24 protein-coding genes are annotated in these 26,797 nt (G+C 72.3%); 13 read left to right on the forward strand and 11 right to left on the reverse strand.

The window, feature by feature from the left end:
• Positions 1–25 precede the first annotated feature (25 nt).
• Genes ACESM1_RS04040 through ACESM1_RS04070 form a run of 7 tightly spaced genes read left to right on the forward strand, consistent with a single transcriptional unit; the run spans position 26 to position 6,239 of the window.
• The gene (locus ACESM1_RS04040) at positions 26–991 is read left to right on the forward strand and encodes a carbohydrate ABC transporter permease (protein ID WP_372617960.1); all 966 of its coding nucleotides are present in this window, start codon (positions 26–28) and stop codon (positions 989–991) included.
• A complete protein-coding gene (locus ACESM1_RS04045) occupies positions 988–1,818 on the forward strand; it encodes a carbohydrate ABC transporter permease (RefSeq protein ID WP_372617961.1) in 831 nt (276 codons plus the stop codon). The genes ACESM1_RS04040 and ACESM1_RS04045 overlap by 4 nt, the downstream gene beginning before the upstream one ends.
• The gene (locus ACESM1_RS04050) at positions 1,815–2,921 is read left to right on the forward strand and encodes an ABC transporter ATP-binding protein (RefSeq protein WP_372617963.1); all 1,107 of its coding nucleotides are present in this window, start codon (positions 1,815–1,817) and stop codon (positions 2,919–2,921) included. Before ACESM1_RS04045 ends, ACESM1_RS04050 begins: the two co-directional genes overlap by 4 nt.
• Positions 2,922–2,937: 16 nt before the next feature.
• Positions 2,938–3,843 carry a dihydrodipicolinate synthase family protein gene (locus ACESM1_RS04055; RefSeq protein ID WP_372617965.1) on the forward strand — a complete coding sequence of 302 codons (906 nt, stop codon included), beginning with the start codon at positions 2,938–2,940 and terminating at the stop codon, positions 3,841–3,843.
• Between the two features lie 7 nt (positions 3,844–3,850).
• Complete coding sequence (locus ACESM1_RS04060) at positions 3,851–4,633, forward strand: SDR family oxidoreductase (protein WP_372617967.1); 783 nt, start codon at positions 3,851–3,853, stop codon at positions 4,631–4,633.
• Entirely contained in the window at positions 4,633–5,370 is a 738-nt protein-coding gene (locus ACESM1_RS04065) for an SDR family oxidoreductase (RefSeq protein WP_372617969.1), read from the forward strand. The genes ACESM1_RS04060 and ACESM1_RS04065 overlap by 1 nt, the downstream gene beginning before the upstream one ends.
• A gap of 20 nt (positions 5,371–5,390) precedes the next feature.
• Positions 5,391–6,239 (forward strand): sugar phosphate isomerase/epimerase family protein, encoded by an 849-nt coding sequence (locus ACESM1_RS04070; RefSeq protein ID WP_372617970.1) that lies wholly within the window; start codon positions 5,391–5,393, stop codon positions 6,237–6,239.
• 15 nt (positions 6,240–6,254) lie between these two features.
• Here ACESM1_RS04070 and ACESM1_RS04075 read toward each other — a convergent pair whose 3' ends face one another.
• From ACESM1_RS04075 to cysQ, 5 genes are all read right to left on the reverse strand, one after another.
• Entirely contained in the window at positions 6,255–6,782 is a 528-nt protein-coding gene (locus ACESM1_RS04075) for a chromate transporter (protein ID WP_372617972.1), read from the reverse strand.
• Positions 6,779–7,348, reverse strand: a complete 570-nt coding sequence (locus ACESM1_RS04080; RefSeq protein ID WP_372617974.1) for a chromate transporter — start codon at positions 7,346–7,348, stop codon at positions 6,779–6,781. Before ACESM1_RS04080 ends, ACESM1_RS04075 begins: the two co-directional genes overlap by 4 nt.
• Positions 7,349–7,492: 144 nt before the next feature.
• Positions 7,493–8,269 (reverse strand): aquaporin Z, encoded by a 777-nt coding sequence (gene aqpZ / locus ACESM1_RS04085; RefSeq protein WP_372617976.1) that lies wholly within the window; start codon positions 8,267–8,269, stop codon positions 7,493–7,495.
• 165 nt (positions 8,270–8,434) lie between these two features.
• Positions 8,435–9,406, reverse strand: a complete 972-nt coding sequence (locus ACESM1_RS04090; RefSeq protein ID WP_372617978.1) for an L-threonylcarbamoyladenylate synthase — start codon at positions 9,404–9,406, stop codon at positions 8,435–8,437.
• Positions 9,403–10,167, reverse strand: a complete 765-nt coding sequence (gene cysQ, locus ACESM1_RS04095; RefSeq protein WP_372617980.1) for a 3'(2'),5'-bisphosphate nucleotidase CysQ — start codon at positions 10,165–10,167, stop codon at positions 9,403–9,405. The genes ACESM1_RS04090 and cysQ overlap by 4 nt, the downstream gene beginning before the upstream one ends.
• A gap of 129 nt (positions 10,168–10,296) precedes the next feature.
• On the opposite strand from cysQ, the gene ACESM1_RS04100 reads away from it, so the two are divergent.
• The 3 genes from ACESM1_RS04100 to ACESM1_RS04110 all read left to right on the forward strand — a co-directional run bounded on the left by ACESM1_RS04100 (position 10,297) and on the right by ACESM1_RS04110 (position 13,785).
• Positions 10,297–11,772, forward strand: a complete 1,476-nt coding sequence (locus tag ACESM1_RS04100) for a leucyl aminopeptidase (protein WP_372617982.1) — start codon at positions 10,297–10,299, stop codon at positions 11,770–11,772.
• A gap of 62 nt (positions 11,773–11,834) precedes the next feature.
• On the forward strand, positions 11,835–13,313 hold the full coding sequence (locus ACESM1_RS04105) for a leucyl aminopeptidase (protein WP_372617984.1): 1,479 nt from the start codon (positions 11,835–11,837) through the stop codon (positions 13,311–13,313).
• A gap of 10 nt (positions 13,314–13,323) precedes the next feature.
• Entirely contained in the window at positions 13,324–13,785 is a 462-nt protein-coding gene (locus tag ACESM1_RS04110; protein ID WP_372617986.1) for a DNA polymerase III subunit chi, read from the forward strand.
• Here the strand turns inward: ACESM1_RS04110 and ACESM1_RS04115 are convergent.
• Positions 13,736–15,793 (reverse strand): sensor histidine kinase, encoded by a 2,058-nt coding sequence (locus ACESM1_RS04115; RefSeq protein ID WP_372617988.1) that lies wholly within the window; start codon positions 15,791–15,793, stop codon positions 13,736–13,738. The two genes, ACESM1_RS04110 and ACESM1_RS04115, sit on opposite strands and share 50 nt — an antisense overlap.
• A 156-nt stretch (positions 15,794–15,949) precedes the next feature.
• Complete coding sequence (locus tag ACESM1_RS04120; RefSeq protein WP_372617990.1) at positions 15,950–16,930, reverse strand: Bug family tripartite tricarboxylate transporter substrate binding protein; 981 nt, start codon at positions 16,928–16,930, stop codon at positions 15,950–15,952.
• 143 nt (positions 16,931–17,073) lie between these two features.
• Between ACESM1_RS04120 and ACESM1_RS04125 the strand changes: the two genes are divergently transcribed.
• On the forward strand, positions 17,074–17,247 hold the full coding sequence (locus tag ACESM1_RS04125) for a hypothetical protein (protein WP_372617992.1): 174 nt from the start codon (positions 17,074–17,076) through the stop codon (positions 17,245–17,247).
• A gap of 8 nt (positions 17,248–17,255) precedes the next feature.
• Here ACESM1_RS04125 and ACESM1_RS04130 read toward each other — a convergent pair whose 3' ends face one another.
• Complete coding sequence (locus ACESM1_RS04130; protein WP_372617993.1) at positions 17,256–20,408, reverse strand: AsmA-like C-terminal region-containing protein; 3,153 nt, start codon at positions 20,406–20,408, stop codon at positions 17,256–17,258.
• A gap of 17 nt (positions 20,409–20,425) precedes the next feature.
• Here ACESM1_RS04130 and ACESM1_RS04135 point away from each other — a divergent pair, with 17 nt between their 5' ends.
• Positions 20,426–23,428, forward strand: coding sequence for a bifunctional [glutamine synthetase] adenylyltransferase/[glutamine synthetase]-adenylyl-L-tyrosine phosphorylase (locus tag ACESM1_RS04135; protein WP_372617995.1), 3,003 nt, complete (start codon positions 20,426–20,428; stop codon positions 23,426–23,428).
• Between the two features lie 15 nt (positions 23,429–23,443).
• Positions 23,444–23,998 (forward strand): thioredoxin-dependent thiol peroxidase, encoded by a 555-nt coding sequence (gene bcp, locus ACESM1_RS04140; protein WP_372617997.1) that lies wholly within the window; start codon positions 23,444–23,446, stop codon positions 23,996–23,998.
• Between the two features lie 33 nt (positions 23,999–24,031).
• Here the strand turns inward: bcp and ACESM1_RS04145 are convergent, their stop codons facing one another.
• From ACESM1_RS04145 to tyrS, 3 genes are all read right to left on the reverse strand, one after another.
• Positions 24,032–24,865: a hypothetical protein gene (locus ACESM1_RS04145; RefSeq protein WP_372617999.1), complete on the reverse strand. Its 834-nt coding sequence runs from the start codon at positions 24,863–24,865 to the stop codon at positions 24,032–24,034.
• Between the two features lie 147 nt (positions 24,866–25,012).
• Positions 25,013–25,507 (reverse strand): MOSC domain-containing protein, encoded by a 495-nt coding sequence (locus tag ACESM1_RS04150; RefSeq protein WP_372618001.1) that lies wholly within the window; start codon positions 25,505–25,507, stop codon positions 25,013–25,015.
• Positions 25,507–26,739 (reverse strand): tyrosine--tRNA ligase, encoded by a 1,233-nt coding sequence (gene tyrS, locus ACESM1_RS04155; RefSeq protein ID WP_372618003.1) that lies wholly within the window; start codon positions 26,737–26,739, stop codon positions 25,507–25,509. The genes ACESM1_RS04150 and tyrS overlap by 1 nt, the downstream gene beginning before the upstream one ends.
• Positions 26,740–26,797: the final 58 nt, after the last annotated feature.

The following is a 26,797-nucleotide window of genomic DNA, read 5'->3' on the forward strand; positions in this document are numbered from 1 at the left end:
TCGGCAGGGGAGGGCGGCGGAAGGCATGTCGGCACGCGGCGACCCTGCCGTATCCGGACGCGTTGATCCATCGGGCGTCACCGCGGCAGACCGCGCCGCGGTGAACCCGCTCGACCGCGGCTATGCGTTGCTTGGCGTGCTGCTCATCGCGCCGACGGTGCTGATCTTCTGCGCGGTCATCGTCTATCCGCTGGTCTCCGCGCTCTATCTCAGCCTGTTCACGATCTTCACCCCGACCCTCTCCGGCAACTTCGTCGGGCTGCGCAACTACGCGGAGCTGGCGGGCTCGCACGAGTTCTGGCGGTCGCTGCTGAACAACCTGATCTGGACGCTGATGACGCTGTCCCTGCAGATCGTGCTCGGCGTTGCGGCGGCGCTGATGTTGAACCAGGCGATCTTCATGCGGTCGCTGGCGCGCAGCCTGATCCTGTTTCCCTATTTCGTCTCCACCGTGGTCGCCGTGCTGGTCTGGCGCTGGCTGTTCAACGACCTCTATGGCGTGCTCAACCATTTCCTGATGTGGGCGGGCCTGCTCGACATGCCGCTCGATTGGCTGGGCACGATGCCGAATGCGATGGTCAGCGTGGTGCTGGTCGGCGCATGGAAATACTTCCCGTTCGTCGTCATTGCCGTGCTTGCCCGGCTGCAGACCATCCCCGAACAGCTCTACGAGGCCGCGACGATCGACGGTGCCGGCGCCTGGGGCCGCTTCTGGGACGTGACCTTGCCGCAACTGCGCGACGTGCTGGTGGTGGTCGTGCTGCTGCGCGCGATCTGGGACTTCAAGGAATTCGACCTGATCTACCTGCTCACCGGCGGCGGGCCGATCATCGGCACCCAGACGCTGCCGCTGATGGTCTACAAGGAAGCCTTCGGCATGAACGAGATGGGCCGCGCTTCCGCTGTGGCCGTCGCGATGATGCTGGTGATGCTGGTCTTCATGCTGGCCTATTTCCGCGTGCTGCGCGCCCGGGGGGAGGAGCCGCGGTGAGGAAGCTGGCCGGCCGCCTCGCCTTCAACCTGTTCGCCTGGACGATCGTTCTCGTCACCGCCTTTCCGCTCGTCTGGATGGTGATCACCTCGGTCAAGCCGCAGTTCGAGCTGTTCCGCATCCCGCCGACCTTCTGGCCGGAGCAGATCACCTTCGAGCACTACGCCCGCCTGCTGTGGGACACGCCCTTCCTGCTCTACATGCGCAATTCGCTGGTGCTCTCCACCGCGACGACGCTGCTGGTGGTGGCGGTGGCCACCCTCGGCGCGCACAGCCTGGTGCGGTTCCGCTACCGCGGGCGGGAGAGGCTGGCGCAGCTGGTTCTGTTCACCTACCTGTTGCCATCCGTCGTACTGATCCTGCCGCTCTACCTGATGATGGTCTGGCTCGGCGTGGCGAATTCGCTGCTGAGCCTGGTGATCGCCTACACCACCTTCGCGCTGCCCTATGCGCTGTGGCTGCTGCGCAGCTTCATGCAGGGCATTCCGGACGATCTGGAGAATGCGGCGCTGGTGGATGGCGCGACGCGCATGGGCGCCTTCTTCGACGTGATCCTGCCGCAGGCGCTGCCGGGCATCATCTCGACCAGCCTGTTCACCTTCATCCTGTCCTGGAACGAATACCTCTACGCGCTGGTGCTGGTGAATACCGACGAGGCGCGTCCGCTCACCACCGGCGTGATGAACATGCTCATCAGCGCCTTCAACATCGAATGGTCCCTGCTGATGGCCGCTTCGGTCATGATGAGCATTCCCCTGATCATCATCTTCGCATTCCTGCAGAAATTCCTGACGCGCGGCTTCGGCGCTGGCGGAGTCAAGGGATGACCCGCAGCGAGGAAGGCGAGGTCCGCTTCGAGAAGGTCCGCAAGGCGTTCGGCACCGCCGTCGCCGTGCGGGAGCTGGACCTTGCGATCCGTGGCGGGGAGTTCGTCAGCCTTCTCGGCCCCTCCGGCTGCGGCAAGACCACCACGCTGCGCATGCTGGCGGGGCTCGAGTTTCCCACCTCCGGCACGATCTCGATCGGCGGTCGGGTGGTGAACGAGGTGGCGCCCGGCGCGCGCGACGTGGCGATGGTGTTCCAGTCCTACGCGCTCTACCCGCACATGACCGTGGCGGAGAACATCGCCTACCCGCTGAAGAAGCGCGGCGTCGCGCGCCTCGAGCGCGAGGCGCGCGTGCGCCAGGTTGCGGAGACGCTGCAGCTTTCGGCCCTGCTGCCGCGCAAGCCTCGCCAGCTCTCCGGCGGCCAGCAGCAGCGCGTCGCGCTGGGCCGTGCGCTGGTGCGCGATCCCCGCGTCTTCCTGCTCGATGAGCCGCTCTCCAACCTCGATGCCAAGCTGCGCGCGCACATGCGCTCTGAGCTGATCGAGTTGCACCGGCGCGTCGGCCGCACCTTCGTCTATGTCACGCACGACCAGCTCGAGGCGATGACGATGTCGGACCGCATCGCGGTGATGCATGAGGGCGTGCTGCAGCAGTTCGGCACGCCGGGCGAGGTGTACAACCAACCGGCCAACCTGTTCGTCGCCGCCTTCATCGGCGCACCCGCGATGAACCTGCTGCGCGGCCGTGCGGCGGAGGGCGGCTTCACCCACCCGACGGTGCGTCTCGGCTTCGCAGGAGCGGCGCCTGGAGCGGGGCGCGATCTGGTGCTCGGGCTGCGGCCGGAGGATGTCACGCTCGGCACCGGTCCCTTCGCCGCGCGCGTACGCCTGGTGGAGCCGACCGGCCATGAGCAGATCGCGCAACTCGATATAGAGGGGGGCGATACGCTTACCATTCGCGCAGATGCCGAGGCGCCGCTCACCGCCGGCGAAACGCTGCGGTGGGGCGTGCGCGCGCCGCGGCTGCACCTGTTCGACGCGACGACGGGCAATCGGCTGGAGGCCGCGGTGATGATGCCGCAGGCCGCCGCCGCGTCCGGCTGAGACATCGGAGGAAAACATGGACCGCAACAGTATGGACTGGTCTGGGCCGATGCCCGCCGTGACCACCCCCTTCGACGCGCAGGGCCGCATCGACGCCAGTTCCTTTCGCGCCAACGTCGCGCGGCTGCTCGATGCCGGCGCCACCGGCATTGTCGCCTGTGGCTGCACCGGCGAGTTCTGGAGCCTGTCGCTCGATGAGCGGAAGTCGCTCTACGCCGAGGCGGTCGCCGGTGCGGCAGGCCGCGGCACGGTGATCGTCGGCACCGGCTGCGTCGGAGCGGCCGACACCATTTTGCTTGCGCACGCCGCGAAGGCAGCGGGCGCAGATGGCGTGCTGGTGCTGCCGCCCTATTTCGTGAAGCTCACCGATGACGAGATCTTCGCGCATTTCGAGGCGGTCTCCGCCGCCTCGCCGCTGCCGATCGTCGCCTACAACATTCCGGGCAATGCGGTGAACGCGATCTCGCCGGCGCTGGCCTCGCGCCTTGCCGAACTCGACAAGGTGGTAGCGATCAAGGAGAGCAGCGGCGACTGGAACAACTTCTACGCAACCCTGCTCGCGGTGAAGGATCGCATCCGGGTCTTCTGCGGGCCGTCCTCCGTGTTCGGCGTGCCCGCGATCCATGCTGGCGCGGACGGCACGGTGGATTGCTTCCCGAATGTCTGGCACGGCACGCTCGACCTCTGGTACGCGGCCCGCGATCCGGCGCGGCTGGCGGAGGCGGAGAAGCTGCAGGCCACCTCGCGCAGGCTGACGGATCTCTTCGTCACCGGCGGGCGCACGCTCTATCCCGCGACCAAGGCAGCGATGGACATGCTTGGCTTTCCCGGTGGCGGCGTACCTCGGCCGCCGCTCCAGCCGCTGAGGGGCGAGCCGCTCGCCGGGCTCCGAGATGGCCTGGCGCAGCTCGGGATCGGGTGAGGCGATCATGGATCTCGGAATCCGCGGCAGGCAGGCGATCGTCTGCGCAGCCAGCAAGGGCCTCGGTCGCGCCTGTGCCGAAAGCCTTGCGCGCGAGGGCTGCGACCTGACGCTCAACGCGCGCACGCCCGGCCCATTGGAGGAAGCGGCCGAGGCGATCCGCCGCGCCCATGGCGTGCGCGTGACGACGGTGGCCGGCGACATCAACAGCGAGGCCGGGCGCGACGCGCTGCTTGCCGCCTGTCCTTCGCCCGAGATCCTCGTCACCAGCCCCGGCACGCGCCAGGTTCCCGGCGATTTCCGCCAATGGGACCGCGCCGAGTGGGACAAGTGGTGGAACGAGCATTTCTACACCGGGGTCGAGCTGATCCGCCGCACCGCGCCCGGGATGTGCGAGCGGAAGTTCGGGCGGATCGTCAACATCTCCGTCTCCTTCATTAAGTTCCCGCAGGTCGGCTTCGCGCACAGCCATTCGGCGCGCGCCGGGCTTGCCGCCGCGATCGCCGCGATGGCGCGGGAGCTCATCCCGCACAACGTCACGGTGAACAGCGTCTGCCCCGGCCTGTTCGACACCGAGGCGCTGCGCGTGAACCTGCACGGCCACGCAAAGCGCGGCAACACGACCTATGAGGCCATCGTGGCGGACCGGCTGAAGACCTGCCCGGCCGGCCGCTTCGCCGATCCGTCGGAGTGCGGCGACCTGGTCGCCTATCTGTGCAGCGCCCAGGCGGGCTTCATGACGGCGCAGAACATCGTCAACGATGGCGGCTTCTACCAGGGCCTGTTCTGATGCCTGACGCGGCGCTGCTGCCCGCCAACGGCCGCGTCGCGGCGGTCTCAGGCGCCGGGCGCGGCCTCGGCGCGGCCATCGCGCGGCGCCTGCACGCGGAGGGATTCGCGCTCGCGCTCGGCGTGCGCGATCCGGCGCGTGCCGAAGCCGCGCTCGCGTTGCAAGGCGGCGCGCCCGTCACCTGGCACCGCTACGACACCGCGAAGCCGGAAACCGCCGCGTCCTGGATCGCCGAAGCGGTCGCCGGGCATGGCCGCCTCGATGCGCTGGTGAACAATGCCGGCATCCTCCGACGTTTCACGCTGGACGAAGGCGACGAGGCCGATCTGGACGAGATGTGGGCGGTGAACGTGAAGGGGCCGCTGCGTGCCATCCGCGCCGCCATGCCGCATCTGCGCGCCGCAGGACACGGGCGGCTGGTGAACATCGCCTCCACCGACGGCAAGCGCATCCGCGATCCTTCCGCGCCGGTCGGCTATGCCATGACGAAGCACGCGCTGATGGCGCTGACGCATGCGGCGCGCTTCGCCGGCCATGCCGATGGCGTGCGCGCGACGGCACTCTGCCCCGGCGCGATCGACACCGACCTGATCGCAAGCCTGCCGGGTGCGACGCCGGCGGCGGGGCGGATGCAGCCGGAGACGGTGGCGGAGCTCGTCTGCCTGCTGCTGCGCCTGCCGGACCAGGCGGCGGTCGCCGAGCTGATCGTCAACACGCGCTTGGAATCCACGCTCTGACCCGCAAGGAGTGAACCGCCATGGCCGAGCTTCGCGTCGCCGCTTCCACCTTCCCGTTCCTCTACTCGCATTCCGGCCCGGATGCGCTGAAGCACCTGGCATCCCAGGGTTACCGCAACTTCGAGCTGATGATCTTCCCGCCGCATCTCTGGCCATCCTCGATGACGCCGGCGGAGAAGGCGGCGCTGAAGTCCTGGCTGGATGGCGAGGGGATGCGCATCACCAGCTTCTGCTACCCGCTGCTCGACAACAACCCGAACAGCACCTGCCCGATCATGCGGCGCTACACGCTCGATCGCTACAAGGAGGCGATCGACCTCGCGGCCTATCTCGCCTGCCCCTATGTCTGCGCCATCCCCGGCCCGGTGAACTCGCTGATCAACCCGCCGGTCCCCTGGATGCGCGAATGGTTCGTCCAGGGCATGAAGGAGCTGGTGGCGCACGCCAGGGGCAGCGGCACCGAGGTGATCCTGGAGAACGTGCCCTTCACCTTCCTGCCCACCGCGCAGGACATGCTGGACGTCGCCAACGAGATCGATCCCTCGGTCGGCATCAACTTCGACGTCTGCAACAGCGCCTACATCAAGGAGGATCCGGCCGCCGCGATCCGCATGCTCGGCGCACGGGTGAAGAACGTGCACATCAGCGACAGCGGCTATGAGGTCTTCAAGCACGACCGCCTCGGCACCGGCATCGTGCAGCCCGGCCCCGCCGCGGCGGCGCTGAGCGAGATCGGCTACACCGGGCTGACGGTGCTGGAGATCATCACCGATGCCTGCCAGCCCGGCACCGACCCGGATGGCGACCTCGCCGCCAGCCACGACATCCTTGCCGCGCATGGCTGGGAGAAGCGGCCGCGCGCAAGCTGAGCGCGGCGCCGCCTGTCAGAGGAACAGCGCCCCCGCGGCCGCGCCGATCCCGAGCACCCAGAGCGGGCTGTAATCGGTCAGCCAGACGAACAGGCTGGAGGCCGCCGTCACGGCGAGCGCCAGCCAGGTCGTCCCCGCCGCCTGGGCCAGGATCAGGCCCGAGGCGAGGATCAGCCCCACCGCCACCGGCACCAGGCCCTTCTCCCCCAGGCGCAGCCAGGCCCTGCCGGCGAGCCGTGTGCGCATGCGGAAGAAGCCGAAGGCGAGCAGGCCGGAGGGCACGGTCATCGCCGCGATGGCGGTGAGCATCCCGACCACACCCGCCACGTGCCAGCCGATCAGCCCCACCACCAGCACGTTCGGCCCGGGTGCCGCCTGCGCCAGCGCGAAGAGCTGGGCGAAGCGCGCATCGTCCATCCAGCCATGCACCTCCACCACCAGCCGGTTCATCTCCGGCACCACCGCGATGCCGCCGCCGACCGCGATCAGCGAGATGGAGACGAAGCCGATCGCCAGCTGCCAGAGAACGCCGTCGTCATTCATCGCCGTGTCTCCACCCGGCGCCTGTCGCTCCACCAGACCGCGGTGATGCCGAGCGGCGCCAGGCCGAGCACGATGACCGGCAGCGGCAGGCGCAGCACCGCCGCGCCGAGCAGCGCGCAGAGGCCGACCGCCAGCACGGCGGGCGGTGGCCTCAGCTTTCCCACCATCTTGAGCGCGGTGCCGATGATCATGCCCGCGGCGGCGGCGGCGGTGCCGGCCAGCACGGCCTTGACGAGGGGGATCTCGCCGTAGCGGTCATGCGCGATGGCCATCAGCATCAGCACCGCCATCGGCCCTGCGAACAGGCCGACCGGTGCTGCGATGGCCCCCGCCGCGCCGCGCCAGCGCTCGCCGAGCTGGATCGCGACGTTGAGCGCATTCGGCCCCGGCAGCGCCTGGCCGAGGCCGAGCGCCTCCGCATAGTCCTGGTCGGAGAGCCAGCGCTTCTCCTCCACGATCACCCGCCGCGCCCAGGCATTCACGCCGCCGAAGCCGATCAGTCCGATGCGGAAATAGGTAAGGAAGAGCTGGGAGACGGTGGGGCGCGGCGGCGAGTCGGGTGACATGCCCTCAACGGAGCCCCGCGCGTGGCGGCGATCAAGCCCTGCAGGCAGCCCCGTCCGCGGCGCCCACCCGCTCGGAGCCCGCCGGTGCGCGCCACCGGCGGCCCGCGCCGCTCGCCGCCGCCCCGCGCCGGGGCGGCCGTCCGCTCAGCGCGGCTGCCGCGCCGTGGCGGGCGCCAGCGGCTCGCCGGGGGTCAGCGCGCCCGCGCGGGCCGCCGCGTCGCGGTCGGTGGTGCTGTCCTCGGCGCCGAGCCAGGCATGCACCAGCCCCGCCAGCACGGCGCCGGAGATCGGGGCGACCCAGAACAGCCATAGCTGGCCTAGCGCCACCTCCGGCCCGAACACCGCCACGCCGCTGCTGCGGGCCGGGTGGACGCTGGTGTTGGTGACCGGAATGGAGATGAGGTGGATCAGCGTCAGGCCGAGCCCGATGGCGATCGGCGCGAAGCCCTTCGGGGCGCGGACGCTGGTTGCGCCGAGGATGATCAGCAGGAAGAAGAAGGTCATGACCACCTCGGTCACCGCCGCGGCCATCAGCGTGTACCCGCCGGGCGAGGCGGCGGCGTAGCCATTGGTGGCGAAGCCCGCGGTCGCGTCGAAGCCGGCCTTGCCGGAGGCGATGATGAGGAGGATGCCACCGCCGGCGATGCCGCCAAGCACCTGCGCGACGATATAGCCCGGCGCTTCCGCTGAGCGGAACCGTCCGGCGGCGACCAGACCGAGCGTCACCGCCGGATTCAGGTGGCAGCCGGAGATATGCCCGACGGCATAGGCCATCGTCAGCACTGTCAGCCCGAACGCCAGCGACACCCCGAGCAGCCCGATGCCGACCGCGGGGAAGGCGGCCGCCAGGACGGCGGCGCCGCACCCACCCAGCACCAACCAGAGCGTGCCCAGGAATTCGGCGGCGAGCTCGCGGGACATCGTGAACCTCGTGCGGCGTGCAGCTTTGTGGCGCGCCGTGCGGAAGGCGCCGATGGCGCCCCTCCGTGCCGAGCGGCCGCAAGCCATGCGGTCAATGCACCAGCAAAGGTTGCACTTTCCGCGCCGCGTATCGCTTCAACTCCGTGGGATATGGATGAGGGATCGTCAACGCGGCGCCGCCGCGCGCGCCAGCCGGTCATTGATGGCCGCGCCGAGCCCCGTCTCCGGCACGGCCATGGCCGCGATCCGTTTCAGGCCAAGCCGGCGACCCTCCGCATCCAGCCAGTGCAGGCCGGCGAAGAGCCGCGCCGCGGCCTCTTGCGTGTCGCCAGCGGGTGAGAGGTTCCAAAGCGCGCCCGCACCCGGTAGCGGATGCGGGCCGAAGGCGAGCAGCGCCTCCTCCGCCGTCACCACCTGCGCATCCAGGCGCACTGGCAGCGAAGGCGCGTAGTGGGAGAGCAGCATCCCCGGGCTGCGCAGGCTGCGGGTGGCCTCGCCGGCCGTCAGCGGGATCGGACGGCCCACCGGGCCGATCGCCGCCTCGATCGCCTCCACCGGCACGCCGCCCGGCCGCAGCAGCACCGCGCCGCCGGCGGAGAGGTCCAGCACCGTGCTCTCCACTCCCACGGCACATGGGCCGCCATCCAGCACCGCGGCGATGCGGCCCGAGAGCCCCTCCAGCACATGCGCCGCCGTGGTCGGGCTGACGCCGCCCGAGCGGTTCGCCGAGGGCGCGGCCACCGGCCGATCCACCAGGCGCAGCAGGTCGAGCGCCAGGGGATGGGCCGGCACGCGCACCGCCAGCGTGTCGAGCCCGGCGCCCGCCAGCAGGTCCACCCGGCACCCCGGCCGCCGTGGCAGAACCAGTGTCAGCGGGCCGGGCCAGAAGCGGCGGGCAAGTTCGCGCGCCCGTTCGTCCGCCACCACCTCTTCGTCGAAGGCGCCTTCAGCCCGGGCGAAATGGCAGATCAGCGGGTTGAATTGCGGCCGGCCCTTGGCGGCGAAGACGGCCGCCACGGCGCGACCATCCCGCGCATCGGCGCCGAGGCCGTAGACGGTCTCGGTCGGGAAGGCGACCAGTTCGCCCGCGCGGAGCAGCGCGGCGGCCTCGGCGACCTCGGTGATCAGCCGCGTCACGGCAGTCCGCGCGCCAGGAAGGGCGGGGTGCGCCAGCCGGGCTTGCCGTAGCGCAGCAATGCGCCCTCCCAGTCCGCCATGCCGCCGCCGGCGGCGATCAGCACCGCCTCGGGCGCGGCGGTGTCCCACTCCATCATCGTGTCGAAGCGCGGGTAGAGGTCGGCCATGCCTTCCGCCAGGCGGCAGAATTTCTCGGCCGAGCCGATGTTCAGCACCTTCTGCGCGCCCTGCGCGCTTGCGAATTCGGCGTTGCGCGGATCGGCTGCGTGGTGGCTGCTCGCGACGATGACGGGCCCCTCGGGCGGCACGCGGCGGGCGGAGATGGCGCGCCGCCCGGCGGCATCCTCCTTCCAGGCGCCGGCGCCGACCCGGCCGGCGAAGACCTCGCCATGCGCCGGCAGGGCGACCGCGCCGAGGATCGGCCGACCGGCCTCGATCAGCCCGATGTTGATGGTGAAGTTGCCGGTGCCGGCAGCGAATTCGCGGGTGCCGTCCAGCGGGTCCACCAGCCAGAAGCGGCCCGCGCCCAGCTCGGCGGCCTGGCCGGCCGCCACCTCCTCCTCCGCGATCACCGGGATGGCGGGCGCGGCCTCGCGCAGGCCCTCCACGATCAGCGCCTCGGCGATCCGGTCGGCGGCGGTCACCGGGGAGAAGTCGCGCTTCCGCTCCACCGCGAAGCCGGCGGCGCGCACCGCCATCACCGCCGCGGCCGCGCGGCGGGCGAGCCCTGCCGCCAGCGTGACCAGCCCATCATCATCCATGCCGCGGGCTTACCGCCGCCGCGCCGGCACGCCAAGCCGGAACGCCAAGCCGCGCCCGCCGCCTTCGCCCCGCCCGCCGCGGGTGATAGGCTGGCGCACACACAACGGAACGATGGACGCTCCCCCCGCATGCCCGACATCGCCTTCGTGAAGCCCGCCCTGCCGAAGAACGGCGTCCTCGTGCTGCCGATGACCGAGGGCGATCCGCCCGCCGGCCTGGCGCGGGAGGCGGAGGAGGCCGGCGGCGGCCTGCTCTCCCGCGCGCTGGAGGCTGCCGGCTTCAAGGGCCGCAAGGGGCAGGCGACCACGCTCCATGCGCTCGGCGGCTGGACCAAGGTGGTGGCGGTCGGCCTCGGCAAGGCGGCCGAGCTCGGGCCGGAGGCCGCCGAGGCGGCGGGCGGCGCGATCGCACCGGCCATCGCGCAGGATCGCGAGGCGACCGTCGCGGCCGATACGCTCGATCCGAAGCTCGCCGCGCAACTCGGCTTCGGCGCCCTGCTGCGCGCCTGGCGCTTCGACCGCTACCGCACCAAGGAGAAGGAGGAGGACAAGCCGAAGCTCGAGCGCATCGCCATCGCCAGCGGCAATGCCACCGCGGCGAAGGCCGCCTTCGCGCCGCTGCGCGCCATCGCCGACGGCGTCTTCCTGGCGCGCGAGCTGGTGAGCGAGCCGCCCAACGTGCTGCACCCCACCGAATTCGCCGAACGCTGCAAGGGCCTCGAACGGCTCGGCGTCGAGGTGGAAGTGATGGGGCCGAAGGAGATGAAGCGCCTCGGCTTCGGCGCGCTGCTCGGCGTTGCGCAGGGTTCCGTGCAGGAGCCGCGGATGGTGGTGATGCAGTGGAAGGGTGCGCCGAAGGGCAGGAAGAACGGCAAGCCGCTGGCGCTGATCGGCAAGGGCGTCACCTTCGACACCGGCGGCATCTCCATCAAGCCCGCGGGCGGCATGGAGGACATGAAGTGGGACATGGCCGGCGCCGGCGCCGTGGTTGGCGCCATGGCCGCGCTCGCCGGGCGCAAGGCGAAGGCGGATGTCGTCGGCCTGGTCGGGCTGGTCGAGAACATGCCATCCGGCACCGCGCAGCGCCCCGGCGACGTGGTGAAGACCTATTCCGGCCAGACGGTGGAGGTGATCAACACCGATGCCGAGGGCCGGCTGGTACTCGCCGACGTCATGTGGTACTGCCAGGAGCGGTTCGACCCGCGCGGCATGGTGGACCTCGCCACGTTGACGGGTGCGATCATCATCGCGCTCGGGCATGAACATGCCGGCCTGTTCAGCAACGACGACGAACTGGCGCAGCGCGTGATCGCCGCCGGCGCGGCGGTGGGCGAGAAGTGCTGGCGCATGCCGCTCGGCGATGCCTACGACAAGCAGATCAAGTCCGAGATCGCCGACATGAAGAATGTCGGCGGCCGGCCGGGCGGCTCGATCACCGCGGCGCAGTTCATCCAGCGCTTCGCCAACGGCAAGCCCTGGGCGCATCTCGACATCGCCGGCACCGCCTGGAGCAGCAAGGACAATGCGACGGTGCCGAAGGGCGCGACCGCCTTCGGCGTGCGGCTGCTCGACCGGCTGGTGGCGGACATGGCGGAGGAAGGCTGACGCGCCCGATCGCAGGAGCGCGAAACCCGGATGCGTGAATCGACCGCGCCAGGGATGCCTCGATGTTGAAGGTCGCGATCCGCCGCGTCTCGCCGGACGGTTCGCTGCCACGGCTGGTGCCGGTGGTGGATGGCAGGCTGCCGCCGGGCTTCGCGGCGGCGGCGCAGGCGGCGGGCTTCCGGGGCGAATGCGGGCAGGTCTTCGAACCCGCCTCCGCGCCGCGAACCATCCTGCTCGGGCTCGGCGGGCAGCGCCGGCGGCGCGACGTGCAGGAGGCCGGCGCGAAGGCGGCGGCGCATGCGGCGGCGATCCCGCATCTCGTGCTGGAGGCGGGCGAGGCGCTGACCGCCGAGGAATCCGCCTGGCTCGCCGCCGGCATGGCGTTGCGCGCCTGGCGTTTCGATCTCTACCGCACGCGCGACATCCCCGCGGCGCTGCGGCGGCTGACCATCGTCACCGCGCGGCGGGAGGCGACCGAAGCGGCGTGGGAGCATGAATCCGCTTCGGTGCGCGGCTGCCTCTTCGCCCGCGAGTTGGTGGCGGAGCCGGCGAACCACCTCACCACGCGCAGCTTTGCCAGGCGGCTGGAAGCGCTGGCCGAGTTCGGCATCCATGTGGACGTGCTCGGCCGCAAGCGGCTGACCCGCGCGGGCTTCGGTGCGCTGCTCGCGGTCGGGCAGGGGAGCGAGACGCCGCCGCGGCTCGCCGTGTTGCGCTGGCGCGGCAGCTTCGACGCACCGCCCGTGGCTTTCGTGGGCAAGGGCATCGTGTTCGACACCGGCGGCATCTCCATCAAGCCGGCGCAGGGGATGGAGACGATGCGCGCCGACATGGCGGGTGCGGCGGCCTGCGCCGGCGCGATGCTGGCGCTCGCCCTGCGGCGTTCGCCGGCGCCAGCGGTGGCGGTGCTGGCGCTGGCGGAGAACGCGACCGGGGCCGAGAGCTACCGGCCCTCCGATGTCATCCGCACGCTCTCGGGCCGCACGGTGGAGGTGGTGGACACCGACGCCGAGGGCCGCCTGGTGCTGGCCGATGCGCTGCACCACGCGGCGAGCCGGTTCCGCCCGCGCGCGATGCTGGACCTCGCCACGCTGACAGGCTCCATCGTCACCGCGCTCGGCCATCACCGCGCCGGGCTGTTCGGCAACGACGCGGCGCTGATGGCCGCCTGCGCGGCGGCGGGGGAGGAGGTCGGAGAGCCGCTCTGGCCGATGCCGATCGGCGAATCCCATCGCGAGGATCTGCGCTCCGACATCGCCGACCTGCGGCAATGCGTGCCGTCCGCGCGCGGCGAGGGGGGCTGGGCAGGGCGCTTCATCCCCGATGCCTGCCACGCCGCCGCCTTCCTGCGGGAATTCGCCGGGGACACGCCCTGGGTGCATCTCGACATCGCCGGCGTGGACACGGCGGAGAAGGCGCATGCGCTCGGCCCCGCAGGCCCGACCGGCTTCGGCGTGCGGCTGCTGGATGCGCTGGTGGCGGCGCGGTTCGAGGAGGCGGACCACCACGCGCCGCTGGCGCCGCCCTCGCCCGCGGTGTAGGGCGCGGCGCATGGCCGAGTACGGCTTCTACCACCTCACCCGCACGCCGCTGGAGCAGGCGTTGCCCAAGCTGCTCGGCCGCGTGCTCGGCAGCGGCGGCCGCGCCATGGTGCTGCTGGCCAGCCGCGAAAGGCTGGAGGCGATCGACGCCGCGCTCTGGACCTGCGCCGATCCGGACTGGCTGCCGCATGGCACGCCGCTGACCGGCCATGCCGAGCACCAGCCGATCTGGCTGACCACCGAGGATGCGACGGAGGCCGGCGCGCCGAATGGCGCACGCTTCCTGTTCCTGCTGGAGGGCAGCGAGAGCGCGCGGCTCGACTGCTTCGACCGGGTGCTCGACCTGTTCGACGGCGGCGACGAGGCGGCAGTGCAGGCGGCGCGTTCGCGCTGGCGCGCCGCCAAGGCGGCGGGCCACCTCCTCACTTATTGGCAGCAGGGCCCGCGTGGCTGGGAGAAGGCGGGCGGATAGGGAAGCGCACGACAACGCACGCCCCTGGCCCGATGGTGAGCTCGCCGCGCAACTGCCGCGCCATGGCCAGCGCCACCCGCATGCCGAGCCCGGTCGAGCGGGCGGGGTCGAAGCCATCCGGGAAGCCCTCGCCCTGGTCCTCCACCTCGATCACCGCCTGCTCGCCCCCTGGTCCGTCCCCGGGTCCGCCCTCTGGCGCGCCGTCCAGGCGCAGCCGCAGCACCACCGTGCCCCGGCCGTATTTCAGCGCGTTGGTCACCAGCTCCGTCACCAGCAGGCCGAGCGCGGCCATCCGCTCCGGCGGCAGCCTGACACCCGGCACCGCTTCCAGCACCAGTTGCCGGCCGGAGGAGGCGACCGACTGGCGCAACTCCTCGAGCAGCCCCGCCAGGTGCTCCGCCGCATCCTGGACCGGCCCCACCCCACCCTCGTAAAGGCGGCGATGCACCGCGGCGATGGACAGGATCCGCGCCGCCGCGTCGCGCAGCCGCGCGGCCAGATCGGGCGCGGCGTCGCGGGCCTGCAGCAGCAGCAGCCCCTGGACCAGCTGCAGGCTGTTCTTCACGCGGTGGTGGATTTCCGCCACGAGCAGGTCCTTCTGCGACAGCAGGCTCTCCCGTTCCTCCTCCAGCGTGCGCCGCTCGGTGATGTCGAGGTTGGCGCCGAGTATCCGCCGCGGCGCACCGTCCGGCCCGCGCTCGAGAACGCCCTGGGCGCGGATCCAGCGCACCGCGCCATCGCCACGGCGGATACGGAACTCGGCCTGGTAGATGCCGCTGCGCTGCGCCTCTGCCGTGGCGGCGTCGAGCCGCCAGCGGTCCTCCTCCAGCACCAGGGCGGCGAAGGTGGTCCTGCTGACCAGGCCTGTGCCATCCGGCTCCAGGCCGAACAGGCGATGACAGCCGTCCGACCATCGAAGCATGTCGGAAACCATGTCGCGTTCCCACACGCCCATCACGGCGGCGCGCTGGGTCTGCTCCAGCCAGGTCTTGCGGTCGCGCAGCGCCGCCTCGCTCTCCGCCCGCGCCTGGTCGGATGCCGCAAGAGCATCCCGCAACCCTTCCACCTCGGCCAGCCTCGGACCCGCGGCGCCGGAGGACAGGCTGGCAAGCGCCTGGCGCAGCCGGAGAGACAGCAGCAGCGCCAACACCATCCCCAACCCGGCCACCGGCGCCGCGAAGGCCGCGAGCCATGCCAGGGCGGCGTTGCGCGTGCGCACGAACACCGCCTCCGGCAGGGCCATTGCGACGGCGTAGCCGGAGACCGGCGCACGGGCGAAGGCGATGGTTCCGCGCTCGCCCTCCAGCATCGTCACCCGCTCCACGATCCCGCCATTGGCAGTTGCCAATGCCTCGCCCAGCGGCGCCGGCGGGGCCAGCCCGACCGCCTCGTCGGCCCGGCGGCTGCGCGCGACGATGGTTCCGTCGCGGTCGTGCACCGAGGCGATCGCCCCCTCGGGCAGGTGCTGGCGGGTGAGCGCATCGGCAAGCGTGTCGCGTTGCAGCGCGATCCAGATCGCGAAGCGCGGCGGGCCGCCTTCGCGCCGCGCCACGGGATGCACGACCGCCACCACCGGCGCCCCGGTGGAAGGGCTGCGGAACAGGTTGCTGATCGTGGTGGCCCCTTCGGTGAACACCGCCGCCAGTCCGGCGGGCATCGGCTCACTCTGGGCGAGGCGGCCGTGGACGCTGTTGGCGATCTTGCGTCCGGGCGCCTCGGCCATCCCCATCGCCAACCCGGCCGTTTCGCCACCGAGCCGGCGCGCGGCCGCCAGGAAGACCTCGACATCGCCCTCCGCCAGCCGCGGATCCGCGGCAACGCCGCGCAGCAGCGCCTCGGTGCGGGCGAATTCCTGGTCCACCAGCAGCGCCAGGGCACGCACGGTGCCGAGCATCTGCTCCGCCACCCGCGCCTGCGCCGCCGCATGGGCCTGCCAGGTGGCGATCCCGGCGAGCAGGAACAGCCCACCCGTCAGCAGCCCCACCAGCAGCAGAAGCCGCAACCGCAAGCTGGGTGCGCGGCCCTCCGCGCGTCGGGGCGTGATGTGCATTGCGGTGAGAATACGGTTCCCTTTCCGCGTCTCGGCACAACAAGAAGTTACGAATTTTCGCAAAAAGTCCAGACGAAGTTGAGCGAGCGAGCCGGAAAGGACGCAAACGGCGCGTCAATCGTTGAGCCGCACGCCAGTGAGTTGAACCATCTCCGCCCAGCGCACCGTCTCGTTGCGCTGGAACGCCGCGAAGGCAGCGGGCGGCAGCGGGTCCAGCGTGAAGCCCGCAGCGGCCAGGCGGCGCTGCACCGCTTCGTCCGACAGCGCGCCGATGAAGGCGGCTGCCAGCCGCTCCGTGGTCGCCGGCGGCATCCCGGCTGGGCCGAACACGCCGAACCACGCATCCACCGCCATGTAGGGCACGCCGGCCTCGGCCGTGGTGGGGATGTCCGGGAAGGCGGCCAGCCGCCGCGGCGCACCGACCGAAAGCGCGCGCAGCCGCCCGTCGCGGATCAGGTTCGCCACTGTGGGGAAGGTGGAGACGTAGAAATCCACCACCCCCGCCACCGTGTCGGTCGCCGCCGGTGCCGCCCCGCGATACGGCACATGCGTCGCATCCATCCCCGACCGCCGCACGAAGGTCTCAGCGATCACATGGCTGGCCGAGCCGGCCTGGGAGGATGCGTAGCTGACGCGCCCGCCGTTGCGGCCCATCGCCTGCAGTTCCGCCATGCTGCGCGCGCGCGAATTCGCCGGCACCACCGTCGCGTGGTGCACCGTGCCGAGCTTGGCCACCGGCGTGAACCCGTCCACCACATGGAAGGGCAGCCGCGCCATCATCGCCTGGTTGGAGGCATGGGTCTGGTTGTGGCCGATCATGATGGTCAGCCCGTCCGGCGCGGCGCGGTGCGTCGCCTCGGCGCCGATCACCCCGCCGCCGCCGGCACGGTTGTCCACCACCACCGGCTGGCCGAGCGTGGCGGCCGCCTTCTCCCCGGTGACGCGGGCGAGGATGTCGGTCGGGCCGCCGGGCGGCGCCGGGACGATCAGCCGGATCGGGCGGTCGCCGCCCTGGGCGAGGCCCGGCCGCGACAGCGCGGCGAGGCCGAGGGGCAGCGCGGCAAGCCCGAGCGTCCGGCGGCGTGTGGTCCACATGGCGGTTGTCCTCCCGAGATGCATCGCCGTCTCGCAATGCCGGCGCGGCCGGTCAAGTCCGCGTCAGATTACAACCAATCGTTGCGTCGGGCCGGCGCGATTCGGCAATCTTAGGTCGTTACCGGCCCAGGAGGGGCACGCCGATGACGGAGGCCTCCAACAACCTAGCCGAGCGGCCGCAGGACGCCGAGCGTGACACCGCGCCGGAGCCCGCAACCCCGCGGGCACTCTGGCCCACCTTCATGCGCCGCACCCTCGCCGAGGAGTCGCTGCGCCCCCTGATGCGCCCGGAGCCGCCCCGCAGGCCGCGGGAGTAATCGGCCCGTTACGGCGCCGGCTGCTGGCCGATGCCGAACAGGCCGCGCAGGAAGCCCGGCGTCAGCGCCGCGAGCGGGTTCACGCTCACCTGCGGATCGTCGAGCGGCCCCTGCACGCGGAAGGTGGCGGCGAAGACGCCGCCGCCCGCCTCGGGCGAGAACAGCCGCCCGAGGATCGGAATGTTCCCGAGCAGGGAATTGAAGATGTAGGCGGGCACGATCGTCCCCTCCATCGCCAGCCGCCGCCTCCGCCGGTCCAGCGTGCCCTTCGCCGTCAGGCCGAGCGAGGCGGAGAAGGCGCGCGCATCCTCCAGCGCCAGCGTGTCCGGCGTCAGGGCGAAGGGCGCGACCATGCGCGCGAAGTTCAGGCCCGGCCCGGACAGGGCCTCCAGCAGCCCGTAGAGCGTCATCGCCTGCAGCAGTTTCCCGAGCGCCGGCGCGTTGCGCACCGCGAAATCATCCATCTCGGCGTTGCCGAGTAGTGGCGCGCCAGGTCCATTATGGGTGTAGCGCGCCGCCACGCTCAGCCGGCCGCCTTCCAGGTGTTGCAGCACGTCGAAGGCGGCCAGCAGCGCACCGGCATCATCCGCGGTCAGCTGCAGCGCGCGGCCGGTGCCATCCGGCGTGATGCTGGCCCGGAAGGGACCGCGCGGGCCGGCGCGCCCGGCCACCTGCCCCTGCCGCACCACGCCCCGCCCATCCACCAGCACCTGCGCCTCCACCGAGCCCAGCTCGCGCCCGGGGCCGAGCAGCACGCGCTCGAACCGGCCATCGAGCGCGAGCGCCGGGCCGGGCTCGGCGGCGGGCGCGCCGGCCGGTGCGTCGTCCCCGAAGGCGCCCCGCAGGTCGAGCGCGGCGCCGCGCAGCGTCACCTGCCAGGGTGCGCCCGGCTGCCCCGGCGGGCGGGCCTCGCCGGCAAAGCGGCTGGCCTCGATGCGGCCCTCGTTGATTGTCACGCGGGTGAGCCGCGTCCCGCGGCCGAAGGCAGCATTGCCGCGCAGCAGCAGCGACGGCGCCTCGATGCGGAAGCTCTCGATGGCTTCCAGGTTCTCGCCCGAGAGGCGCAGCAGCGCATCGGCGCCGGCATTCTGGCCGGGCGGCTTGGCCCAGCCCAGCGGCTCGACCGCCAGCGCCGCCTCGCGCAGATCGGCGCGGACGGCGACGCGGCCGGCGCCGTTGCGGCGCCGTTCGGTCCGCACGTCGAGCCCGACCGGGCCGCGCACCAGCTCCTCGCTCGCCAAGCCGAGCGCGGCGAGTTGCGCGGCGGTGGGGCGTGCCACCACCGTTTCGCGCATCACCACCTGCGTCGCCGGCCCGGAGCGGAAATCCATCTCCACGCCCAGCCGCGCCGGGATCTCAGCCAGCGTCGCCGTGCCGGTCACCCGCAGCCCTTCGGTATCCACCGTGAGGTCGAACACCCCGCGCTCCAGCGGGCGGTCCAGCAGGATGTCGGCCAGCCGCACCTGGCGCAGCTGCGCCTGCGCGGCGACGCGGATCTGCTCCACCTGCAGCTCGTTGAGCAGCGGGAAGCCGAGGGTCACCGTGCCTTCCAGCACCCCGCGCGGGTCGCGCAGCGGCAGCGGCCGTCGTTCGAACAGGCGCAGCCGTGGATGTTGCAGCACGGCGAGGATGTCGGGCACCGGGCCCGCGATCCCGATCCGCATCTCGGTCGTCGCCAGATCGCCGGGGGGGAAGAGGAAGCGCAGCGTCGCGTCGCGCGCCTGCACCGCCTGGCCCTGCTGCCGTGCCGAGGCCACGCGGACCTCGACCTCCGACAATCCGAAGCCGATCGTGCCGGTGACGGCCTCGACGGGCGGGATCGGCCGCAGCCAGTGCACCGTGGCGTCCGCCACCTCGAGGCTGCCTTCCGCCGCGGTCAGCTCCAGGCCGGACAGATCCGGCCCGGCCTCGGCCGCCAGCCGCCAGCTGCCGTTGCGCACGGTTCCGGCGGTGATGTTGGGCAGGATCCAGGCGCGCGGGCCGGCGGCGACGTCCTCCGGCCACCAGCGATGCAGCTCTGCGATCGGCGCGGCGTCGAGCGTGAAGGCCGTCTCGGCCCGCCAGCGTTCGCCCTCGCGCCGCGCGGTGGCGCGGGCGTTGAGCGTCGGCGTGCCCGGCCCGGCCAGCCGCAGCACGGCGCCTTGCAGGCTCAGCCCCTGCTCCGGCCGCCAGGCGAGGCGGCCCTCCACCCCGGCGAGCGGCACGCGCCGCCCCTCGCCGAGGTCGAGCGCGCCGGCGCCCGCCGCCAGCGTCATGGCCGCCTCGCGCATCGCGCCATCGGCGCCGAGCCGGGCCGACAGCGCCACCTGTGCCGGCGCGTCGAGATGCGCGAGCGGTGCGAGCGGCGGGGCGAGGGTGGCCAGCGCGGCGGGCCGCAGCGAGGGCAGCAGCAGCCGGAACGCGATCTCCGCCGGGCTGCCGCTGGCCTCCGCGGTGCCGGAGACCGGGACCCGCGCCGCACCGAGCCGCAGCATCGCCGCGCCGCTCCCGGCCAGCCCGCCCTCCCGCAGCCGCCGCAGCTCGATGTCCGCCGCGTCCAGCGCCCAGGTGGCGCCGAGCACCGCATCCTCCACGGTCACCCGCGCGCCGGTCACGCCGAGCCAGGTGAGCGCCGAGAACGGCGTGTCGTCCGAGGGCGGGCGCATCATCTCCGCCAGCAGCGCATCGAGCGCGGTGGCCCCGCCCGGCGCGGCGGGTGAGGATGCGGCCTCGTCGCCGCCCAGCAACAGGGAGAGACCCCCATCCGCCGCCCGGCGCAGCCGCAGCACGGGGTTGCGCAGCTCCAGCCGGCTCGGCGCCAGCTCGCCGCGCAGCAGCCAGGGGATGGCCAGACTCACCGAGGCGTCCGGCAGCTCCGCCTGCATGGTGCCGTCGCGGTCGAGCAGCCGGACGGCGGAAACCCGCAGGTCGAGCGGCGTCAGCCCGCCGCCCAGCCAGCCCTCCCAGCCGATCGAGACCTGCCCGATCTCCAGCCGCGTCTCCGCCGCCGGCGTGTTCACCTGTTCCTCGATGATCCGCGCCAGGGCGGTGAGCTCAATCGGGCCCTGCGCCAGCCGCCCGCCGAGCACCGCGAGGCCCAGCAGCGCCAGCATCGCGGCGCCGAGCGCGAGATGGGCCAGCCGGTGCGCGCGCCGCGCCACTTGACCGGCGGCCTGCCTCACCGCTTCCCTCCAAGGGCATGCCGAAGACCAGAGAGGCGGCCGCTGTCGCGCCGGCCCGCACCGCCGCCCCGCTCTCCGCCGCACGGCTGCCGCGCGCCTTCGACGCGGCCGGCGCCGAGCTGCTCGCCCAGCGCTTCACCGAGCGCGGCGCGGCGGAGCGCGCCTTCGCCACAGCGCCCGCGGGCGCGGCGCTGCTCGCGGCGCTGGGCGGCCACTCGCCCTATCTGGCCGACCTCGCCGTGAAGGAATCGAGCACGCTGCTGCGGCTGATCGAGCGCGGGCCGGATGCCGCCTTCGCGCTGGCCCTCGATCCCCTCGGCCGCGCCGATCCCGATGCCGGGCGGGCGCAGGTCGCCGCCCTGCTGCGCCAGGCGAAACGCCAGGCGGCGCTGATCGCCGCCGCTGCCGATCTCGCCGCGCTCTGGCCGCTCGACCGCGTCACCGGTGCGCTTTCGGACCTCGCGGATGGCTGCACCGACTATGCCTGCGCGCATCTGCTGCGGGAGGCACAGGCGCGCGGCGACCTGAAGCTGGCAGGCGGCGGGGCGAAGTTCGATCCTCGCGCCACCGGCCGCGGCTCCGGCCTGGTGGTGCTCGGGATGGGCAAGCTCGGCGGGCGCGAGCTCAACTATTCGTCGGATATCGACCTCATGGTTCTCTTCGACCCCGGTGCGGCAGCCTACGACGCCGACCGGGCGGGCGCCATCTACGTCCGTCTCGCTCGCGATCTGGTCAGGCTGCTGGAGGACCGGACGGAGGATGGCTACGTCTTCCGCACCGATCTCCGCCTGCGGCCCGACCCGGCGGCGACGCCGCTGGCGGTCAGCCTGCCGGCGGCGATCACCTACTACGAGAGCATGGGGCAGAACTGGGAACGCGCAGCGATGATCAAGGCGCGGCCGGTGGCCGGCGACCGCGCGCTGGGCGATGCCTTCCTGCGCGAGATCCGCCCCTTCGTCTGGCGCCGCCACCTGGACTTCGCCGCAGTGGCCGACATCCACTCGATCAAGCGCCAGATCCACGCCCACAAGTCGCACCAGGGCGCGCATGCCGAGGTGCAGGTGGCGGGCCACGACGTGAAGCTCGGCCGCGGCGGCATCCGGGAAATCGAGTTCTCCACCCAGATCCTGCAGCTGATCTGGGGCGGGCGCGATCCGGCGCTGCGCGACCCGACCACGCTCGGCGCGCTGGCGGCGCTGGCGGCGGCAGGCCGGATCGAGCGGCGCAGCGCCGCCGACCTCGCCGACGCCTATGTCTTCCTGCGCAATGTCGAGCACCGGCTGCAGATGGTCGCCGACCGGCAGACCCATCGCCTGCCGGAGGATGTGGAGGGGTTGTCGCGAATTGCCTCCTTCCTCGGCTTCGCGGATGTGGAGGGCTTCTCGGCGGCGCTGATGGGCCATCTGCAGCGTGTCGAGCGCTGCTATGCCGGGCTGTTCGAGGCAGCACCCGACCTCGGCGCCGGCGATGGCGTGTCGGGCGACCTGGTCTTCACCGGCGTCGAGGACGACGCGGCGACGATCGCGACGCTGCGGCGGATGGGCTACCAGAACCCCTCCGCGGTCGCCGGCGTGGTGCGCGGCTGGCACCATGGCCGCACCCGCGCCACCCGCAGCGAACGCGCGCGCGAGCTGCTGACCGAGATCATGCCCGCCCTCCTCGCCGCCTTCGGCCGCCAGCCGCAGCCGGACCAGGCGCTGCTGCGGCTGGACGCCGCCTTCGCGCGGATGCAGGCCGGCGTGCAGACGCTGAGCCTGATGCGGCGCAACCCGGCACTGATGGACCGGCTGGCCTTCGTGCTCGGCGCGGCGCCGGCGCTGGCGGACCATGTGGCGCGCGACGCGGCGGCGCTGGATGCGCTTCTGTCCGGCACGCTCGCCGCCGGCACCGACGCCACCGCCGCGCTGCCCGCCCTGGTGAAGGAGGCGCGCTACCTCGAGGAAGCGCTGGACGCCACCCGCCGCGTGGTGACGGAGCGCCGCTTCGAGATCGACGCCGCGGCGCTGGAAGGACGGCTGGATGCGGATGCCGCCGGCGCCGCGCGCAGCGCGCTGGCCGATGCCGCGATCGCCGCGCTGTTGCCGCGCGTCGCGCAGGATTTCGCGCAGCGCCACGGCAAGGTCGCCGGCGGCGCGATGGGCGTGGTGGCGCTCGGCAAGCTGGGCGGGCGGGACATGCTGCCGGCCTCCGACCTCGACCTGATCCTGATCTACGACCATGCCGCGGAGGCGGCGGAAAGCCGCGGCGGCGCGAAGCCGCTGGCGCCGAGCCAATACTACGCCCGCCTGGCCAACCAGCTGGTCGCGGCGCTCACCGCGCCGGGGCCGGAGGGCAAGCTGTTCGACGTGGACATGCGGCTGCGTCCCTCCGGCTCGAAGGGGCCGGTGGCGGTCTCGCTGGCGGGCTTCGCCCGCTACCATGCCGAGAGCGCCTGGACCTGGGAGCGCATGGCGCTGACCCGTGCCCGCTTCGTCGCCGGGCCGGCCGGGCTGAAGCGCAAGGTGGAGGCGGCGATCCGTGCCACGCAGACGCGCCCGGCGGATCCGGCACAGGTCCTGGCCGATGCCGCTTCCATGCGCGCGCGCATGTTGCGCGAGCTGCCGCTCGATGGGCCGTGGGACGTGAAGCTGATGCCGGGCGGCCTGGTGGAGGCGGAGTTCGTCGCCCAGGCGCTGCAGGTGGCGCATGCCTGCCGCGTGCCGGCGGTGCTCTCGCCCACCACGCGCATCGCGCTGGCGGCGCTGGCGAAGGCGCGGCTGCTGACGCCAGGGGAGGCGGATGCGCTCATCGCGGCCGAACGCCTGTGGCGGGCGGTGGTGGCGCATCTGCGCATGACGGTCGGCCGCTGGCGGGAGGAGGCGCTGCCCGAGCCGGTGGCGGCGGCACTGCTCAACGCGGTGGCGCCGTTGCTGCCACGCCCGGCGGTTGACCAATCCGACCTGCGCGCACAGATGCGCGAGGTTGCGGAGGCGGTGCGGGCGATCTTCGTCCGCCGTGTCGGGCCGCTGGACCAGGGATGACGGGGGATTTCCGGGATGGCGACCACGAAGAAGCCGGCGGCGAAGGCGGCCGCGGCACCGAAACCGGCCACCAAGGCGGCCGCCGCAGCCACGCCGGCCGCCGGCCCGGCCGAGGGCGCCAAGGCGCCGGCCTTCTCGATGCCGGCCTCCGGCGGACGGACGGCCAGCAGCGAGGCGCTGAAGGGCAAGGCCTACCTGCTGTATTTCTACCCGAAGGCCGACACGCCCGGCTGCACCAAGCAGGCCTGCGGCGTGCAGGAGGCGCTGCCGCAACTGGGCAGGCTGGGGCTCGAGATCATCGGCGTGTCGCCGGACCCGATGAAGCCGATCGAGAAATTCGCCGACAAGTACAAGCTGACCTTCCCGCTCGCCTCCGACGAGGACCACAAGGTCGCCGAGGCCTATGGCGTGTGGGTGGAGAAGTCCATGTACGGCAAGACCTACATGGGCATGGAGCGATCCAGCTTCCTGGTCGGGCCGGACGGCGTGGTGCGGAAGGTCTGGCGCAAGGTGAAGCCGGAAGCCCACGCCGCGGAGGTGATGGCGGCGGCGAAGGACCTGCTGGGCTGACCCCGCATGCGGCGCGGGTGGGCCGTTTCGGCCCTACCCGCGCACCCAGTGGACCGTGGTGAGCGCGACGATGAGCATGAACAGCCCGGCGCCGATGGCGCCCACCGTGCCGCCCATCATCAGCAGCGACGGCAGAAAGCCATCGGTGCCCGCGCGGCGCAGCAGATAGCCGCCGAGCGCGGCACCGACCGAGAGCATCGCCACCGCCCCGCCGCCGCCGATCACCAGCCAGGGATGGCGGTCCGCCAGGCCCTCGGGCGGCACCAGGTTCGGCGCGCGGTAATGCTCGAAGGCCTTCGCCGCCGGGCCCTGGGCGGCGGCGGGCACCGGCACCCGCAGCCTGGCCGGGATGACCCAGCCGGTGTTACCGCGCGGATAGGCGAGGTCGAATTCCAGGCACTCCGGACGGCCCGGCAGCCGCAGCCATCCGACCGCGCGCAGCTCCGGCACGCCGAAGCGGTTCAGCGCATGGTACGACCCGTCCACCAGGATCTGCCGATGCCCGACGATCACGCCGACTGGCCGGCGCGGGCGCCGCTTGCGCTTGCGCAGCACGTTCAACGTGCCCTGCTGTTCGGCGCCACGGGCGGCATCGAAGGCGCGGAACAGCTCCCAATCCTCCGGCGGGACCGACCAGCGCGCGATCACGCCGAAGCCCGCGCGCAGCCTGGCCTCGCCGAAGGCCGGGCGCAGCAGGATCAGCAGGAAGATGCCGCCGAGGACGAACAGGCCGAGCCCGGCCAGGCCACCCACGATGATGGCCGCCTTGCCCAGCTCGCCGCGCTGCGACACCACGGCAACGAGAAGCGCAGCACCCATCAGGGCTGCCAGGAGCCAGAGAACGGCCTTCAGAAGCGGGCTGCGCATGTTGGCGCAGGCATCGCACGGCCGCGCCGGGCCGGCAAGCGAAGCCTCGGCTTTCCAGGCGCTTCCAGGGCATCGTCGCACGATGACCAGCGTGAAGAAGGCGGCGCCAAGACCGGTGGGGATCGCGGTGCGAAACGTCCGGGCAAGCTATCCCACGCGCAGCAGCGGATCGCCGAGGCGGATCGAGCCGGGCTCAAGGACGCGGGCAGTGATGCCGCCATGGCCGCGCACGGCGTTGTAGCCGCCGGGACCGAACTGCTCCTCCATGCGGGAGCAGGGGTGGCATTCGCCGCTGAACTCCAGCAGCGCGGCACCGAGGCGGAAGCGCTGGCCCTTCAGCGCGAGCAGGTTCACGCCCTCCATCACCAGGTTCCGCCGCAGCCGCGCCGGGGCGACGGCATCGAGCGCGAGGAAGCTGCCGAGCGCGCGAAGATGCTCCGCGCTGGCGAGCGTGACCTGTCGCGCGCCGGTCGCCGCGCCGCGCCAGCGGTCGCCAACGAGGCCGCTTCCAGGCTCCAGCATCGCCTGCTCCACCGCCACCATCGGCGCGCGGCGGGCGGGGCGCAGCCCGATCCAGGTGAGCCGGCCCGGCCGCATCGGCGCCGCGAACAGCGCCGCGAGCGGCGAGCCGGCCGGCAGCATCAGGCCGGGCGCACCAGCAGGTGCCGCTTCCTGCCGAGCGAAAGCTTTGCCGAATCGTCGCGCAGGTCGGCCGGCGTGACCGATGCGGCCGGGTCCGTCACGGCGACGTCGTTCAGCCGCACGCCGCCCTGCGCGATCAGCCGGCGGGCCTCGCCCTTGCTGGCGACGAATTTCGCCGCGACAAGGATGTCCACCACGCCGGCGGGCAGCGCGACGAGATGCGTCGGCAGCGTCTCGGCCGCGACGCCTTCCTCGAAGGTGCGGCGCGCGGTCTCCGCGGCCTGGGAAGCGGCATCGCTGCCGTGCAGCAGCGTGGTGGCCGCGGTGGCCAGCACCTTCTTCGCCTCGTTGACCTCGGCGCCACGCAGCGCGGCGAGGCGTGCGACCTCCTCCATCGGCAGTTCGGTGAACAGGCCGAGGAAGCGGCCGACATCGGCGTCCTCGGTGTTGCGCCAGAACTGCCAGTAGTCGTACGGGCTGACCTTCGCCGCATCGAGCCACACCGCGCCCTGCGCCGTCTTGCCCATCTTGGCGCCGGAGGCAGTGGTGATCAGCGGCGTGGTGAGGCCGAAGGCTTCCTTCGCATCGATGCGGCGGATCAGGTCGGCGCCCATGATGATGTTGCCCCACTGGTCCGACCCGCCGGCCTGCAGGACGACGCCGTAGCGGCGCGACAGTTCGAGGAAGTCGTAGGCCTGCAGCAGCATGTAGTTGAATTCGAGGAAGGTGAGGTTCTGCTCCCGGTCCAGGCGCAGCTTCACGCTCTCCATGCCCAGCATGCGGTTGACGCTGAAATGCCGGCCGATGTCGCGCAGGAAGGGAATGTAGAGCAGCCGGTCCAGCCACTCGGCATTGTCCACCATGAGCGCGTCGGTCGGCCCGTCGCCGAACCGGAGGAAGCTGTCGAACACCTTGCGGATGCCGGCCTTGTTGGCCTCGATCCGGGCGTCGTCGAGCAGCGGGCGGGCCTCGTCGCGGAAGGAGGGGTCGCCGACCTTGGTGGTGCCGCCGCCCATCAGCACGATCGGCCGGTTGCCGGTGCGCTGCATCAGGCGCAGCAGCATGATCTGCACCAGGCTGCCGACATGGAGGCTGTCGGCGGTGGCGTCGAAGCCGATATAGCCGGTCACCGGCCCGGCCGCGAGGCGCGCGCGCAGCGCCTCCTCCTCGGTGGCCTGGTGGATGAAGCCGCGGGCGCGGGCCTCGTGCAGGAGATCGGTGGTGGCGCTCATCGGGGTCGAGGTCTTCCGGCAGGGGCAGGGGCGTAGCACACTCGGAAACATGCTGCGA

Source organism: Falsiroseomonas sp. (assembly GCF_041690465.1).
In the GTDB taxonomy this organism is placed as follows: domain Bacteria; phylum Pseudomonadota; class Alphaproteobacteria; order Acetobacterales; family Acetobacteraceae; genus Falsiroseomonas.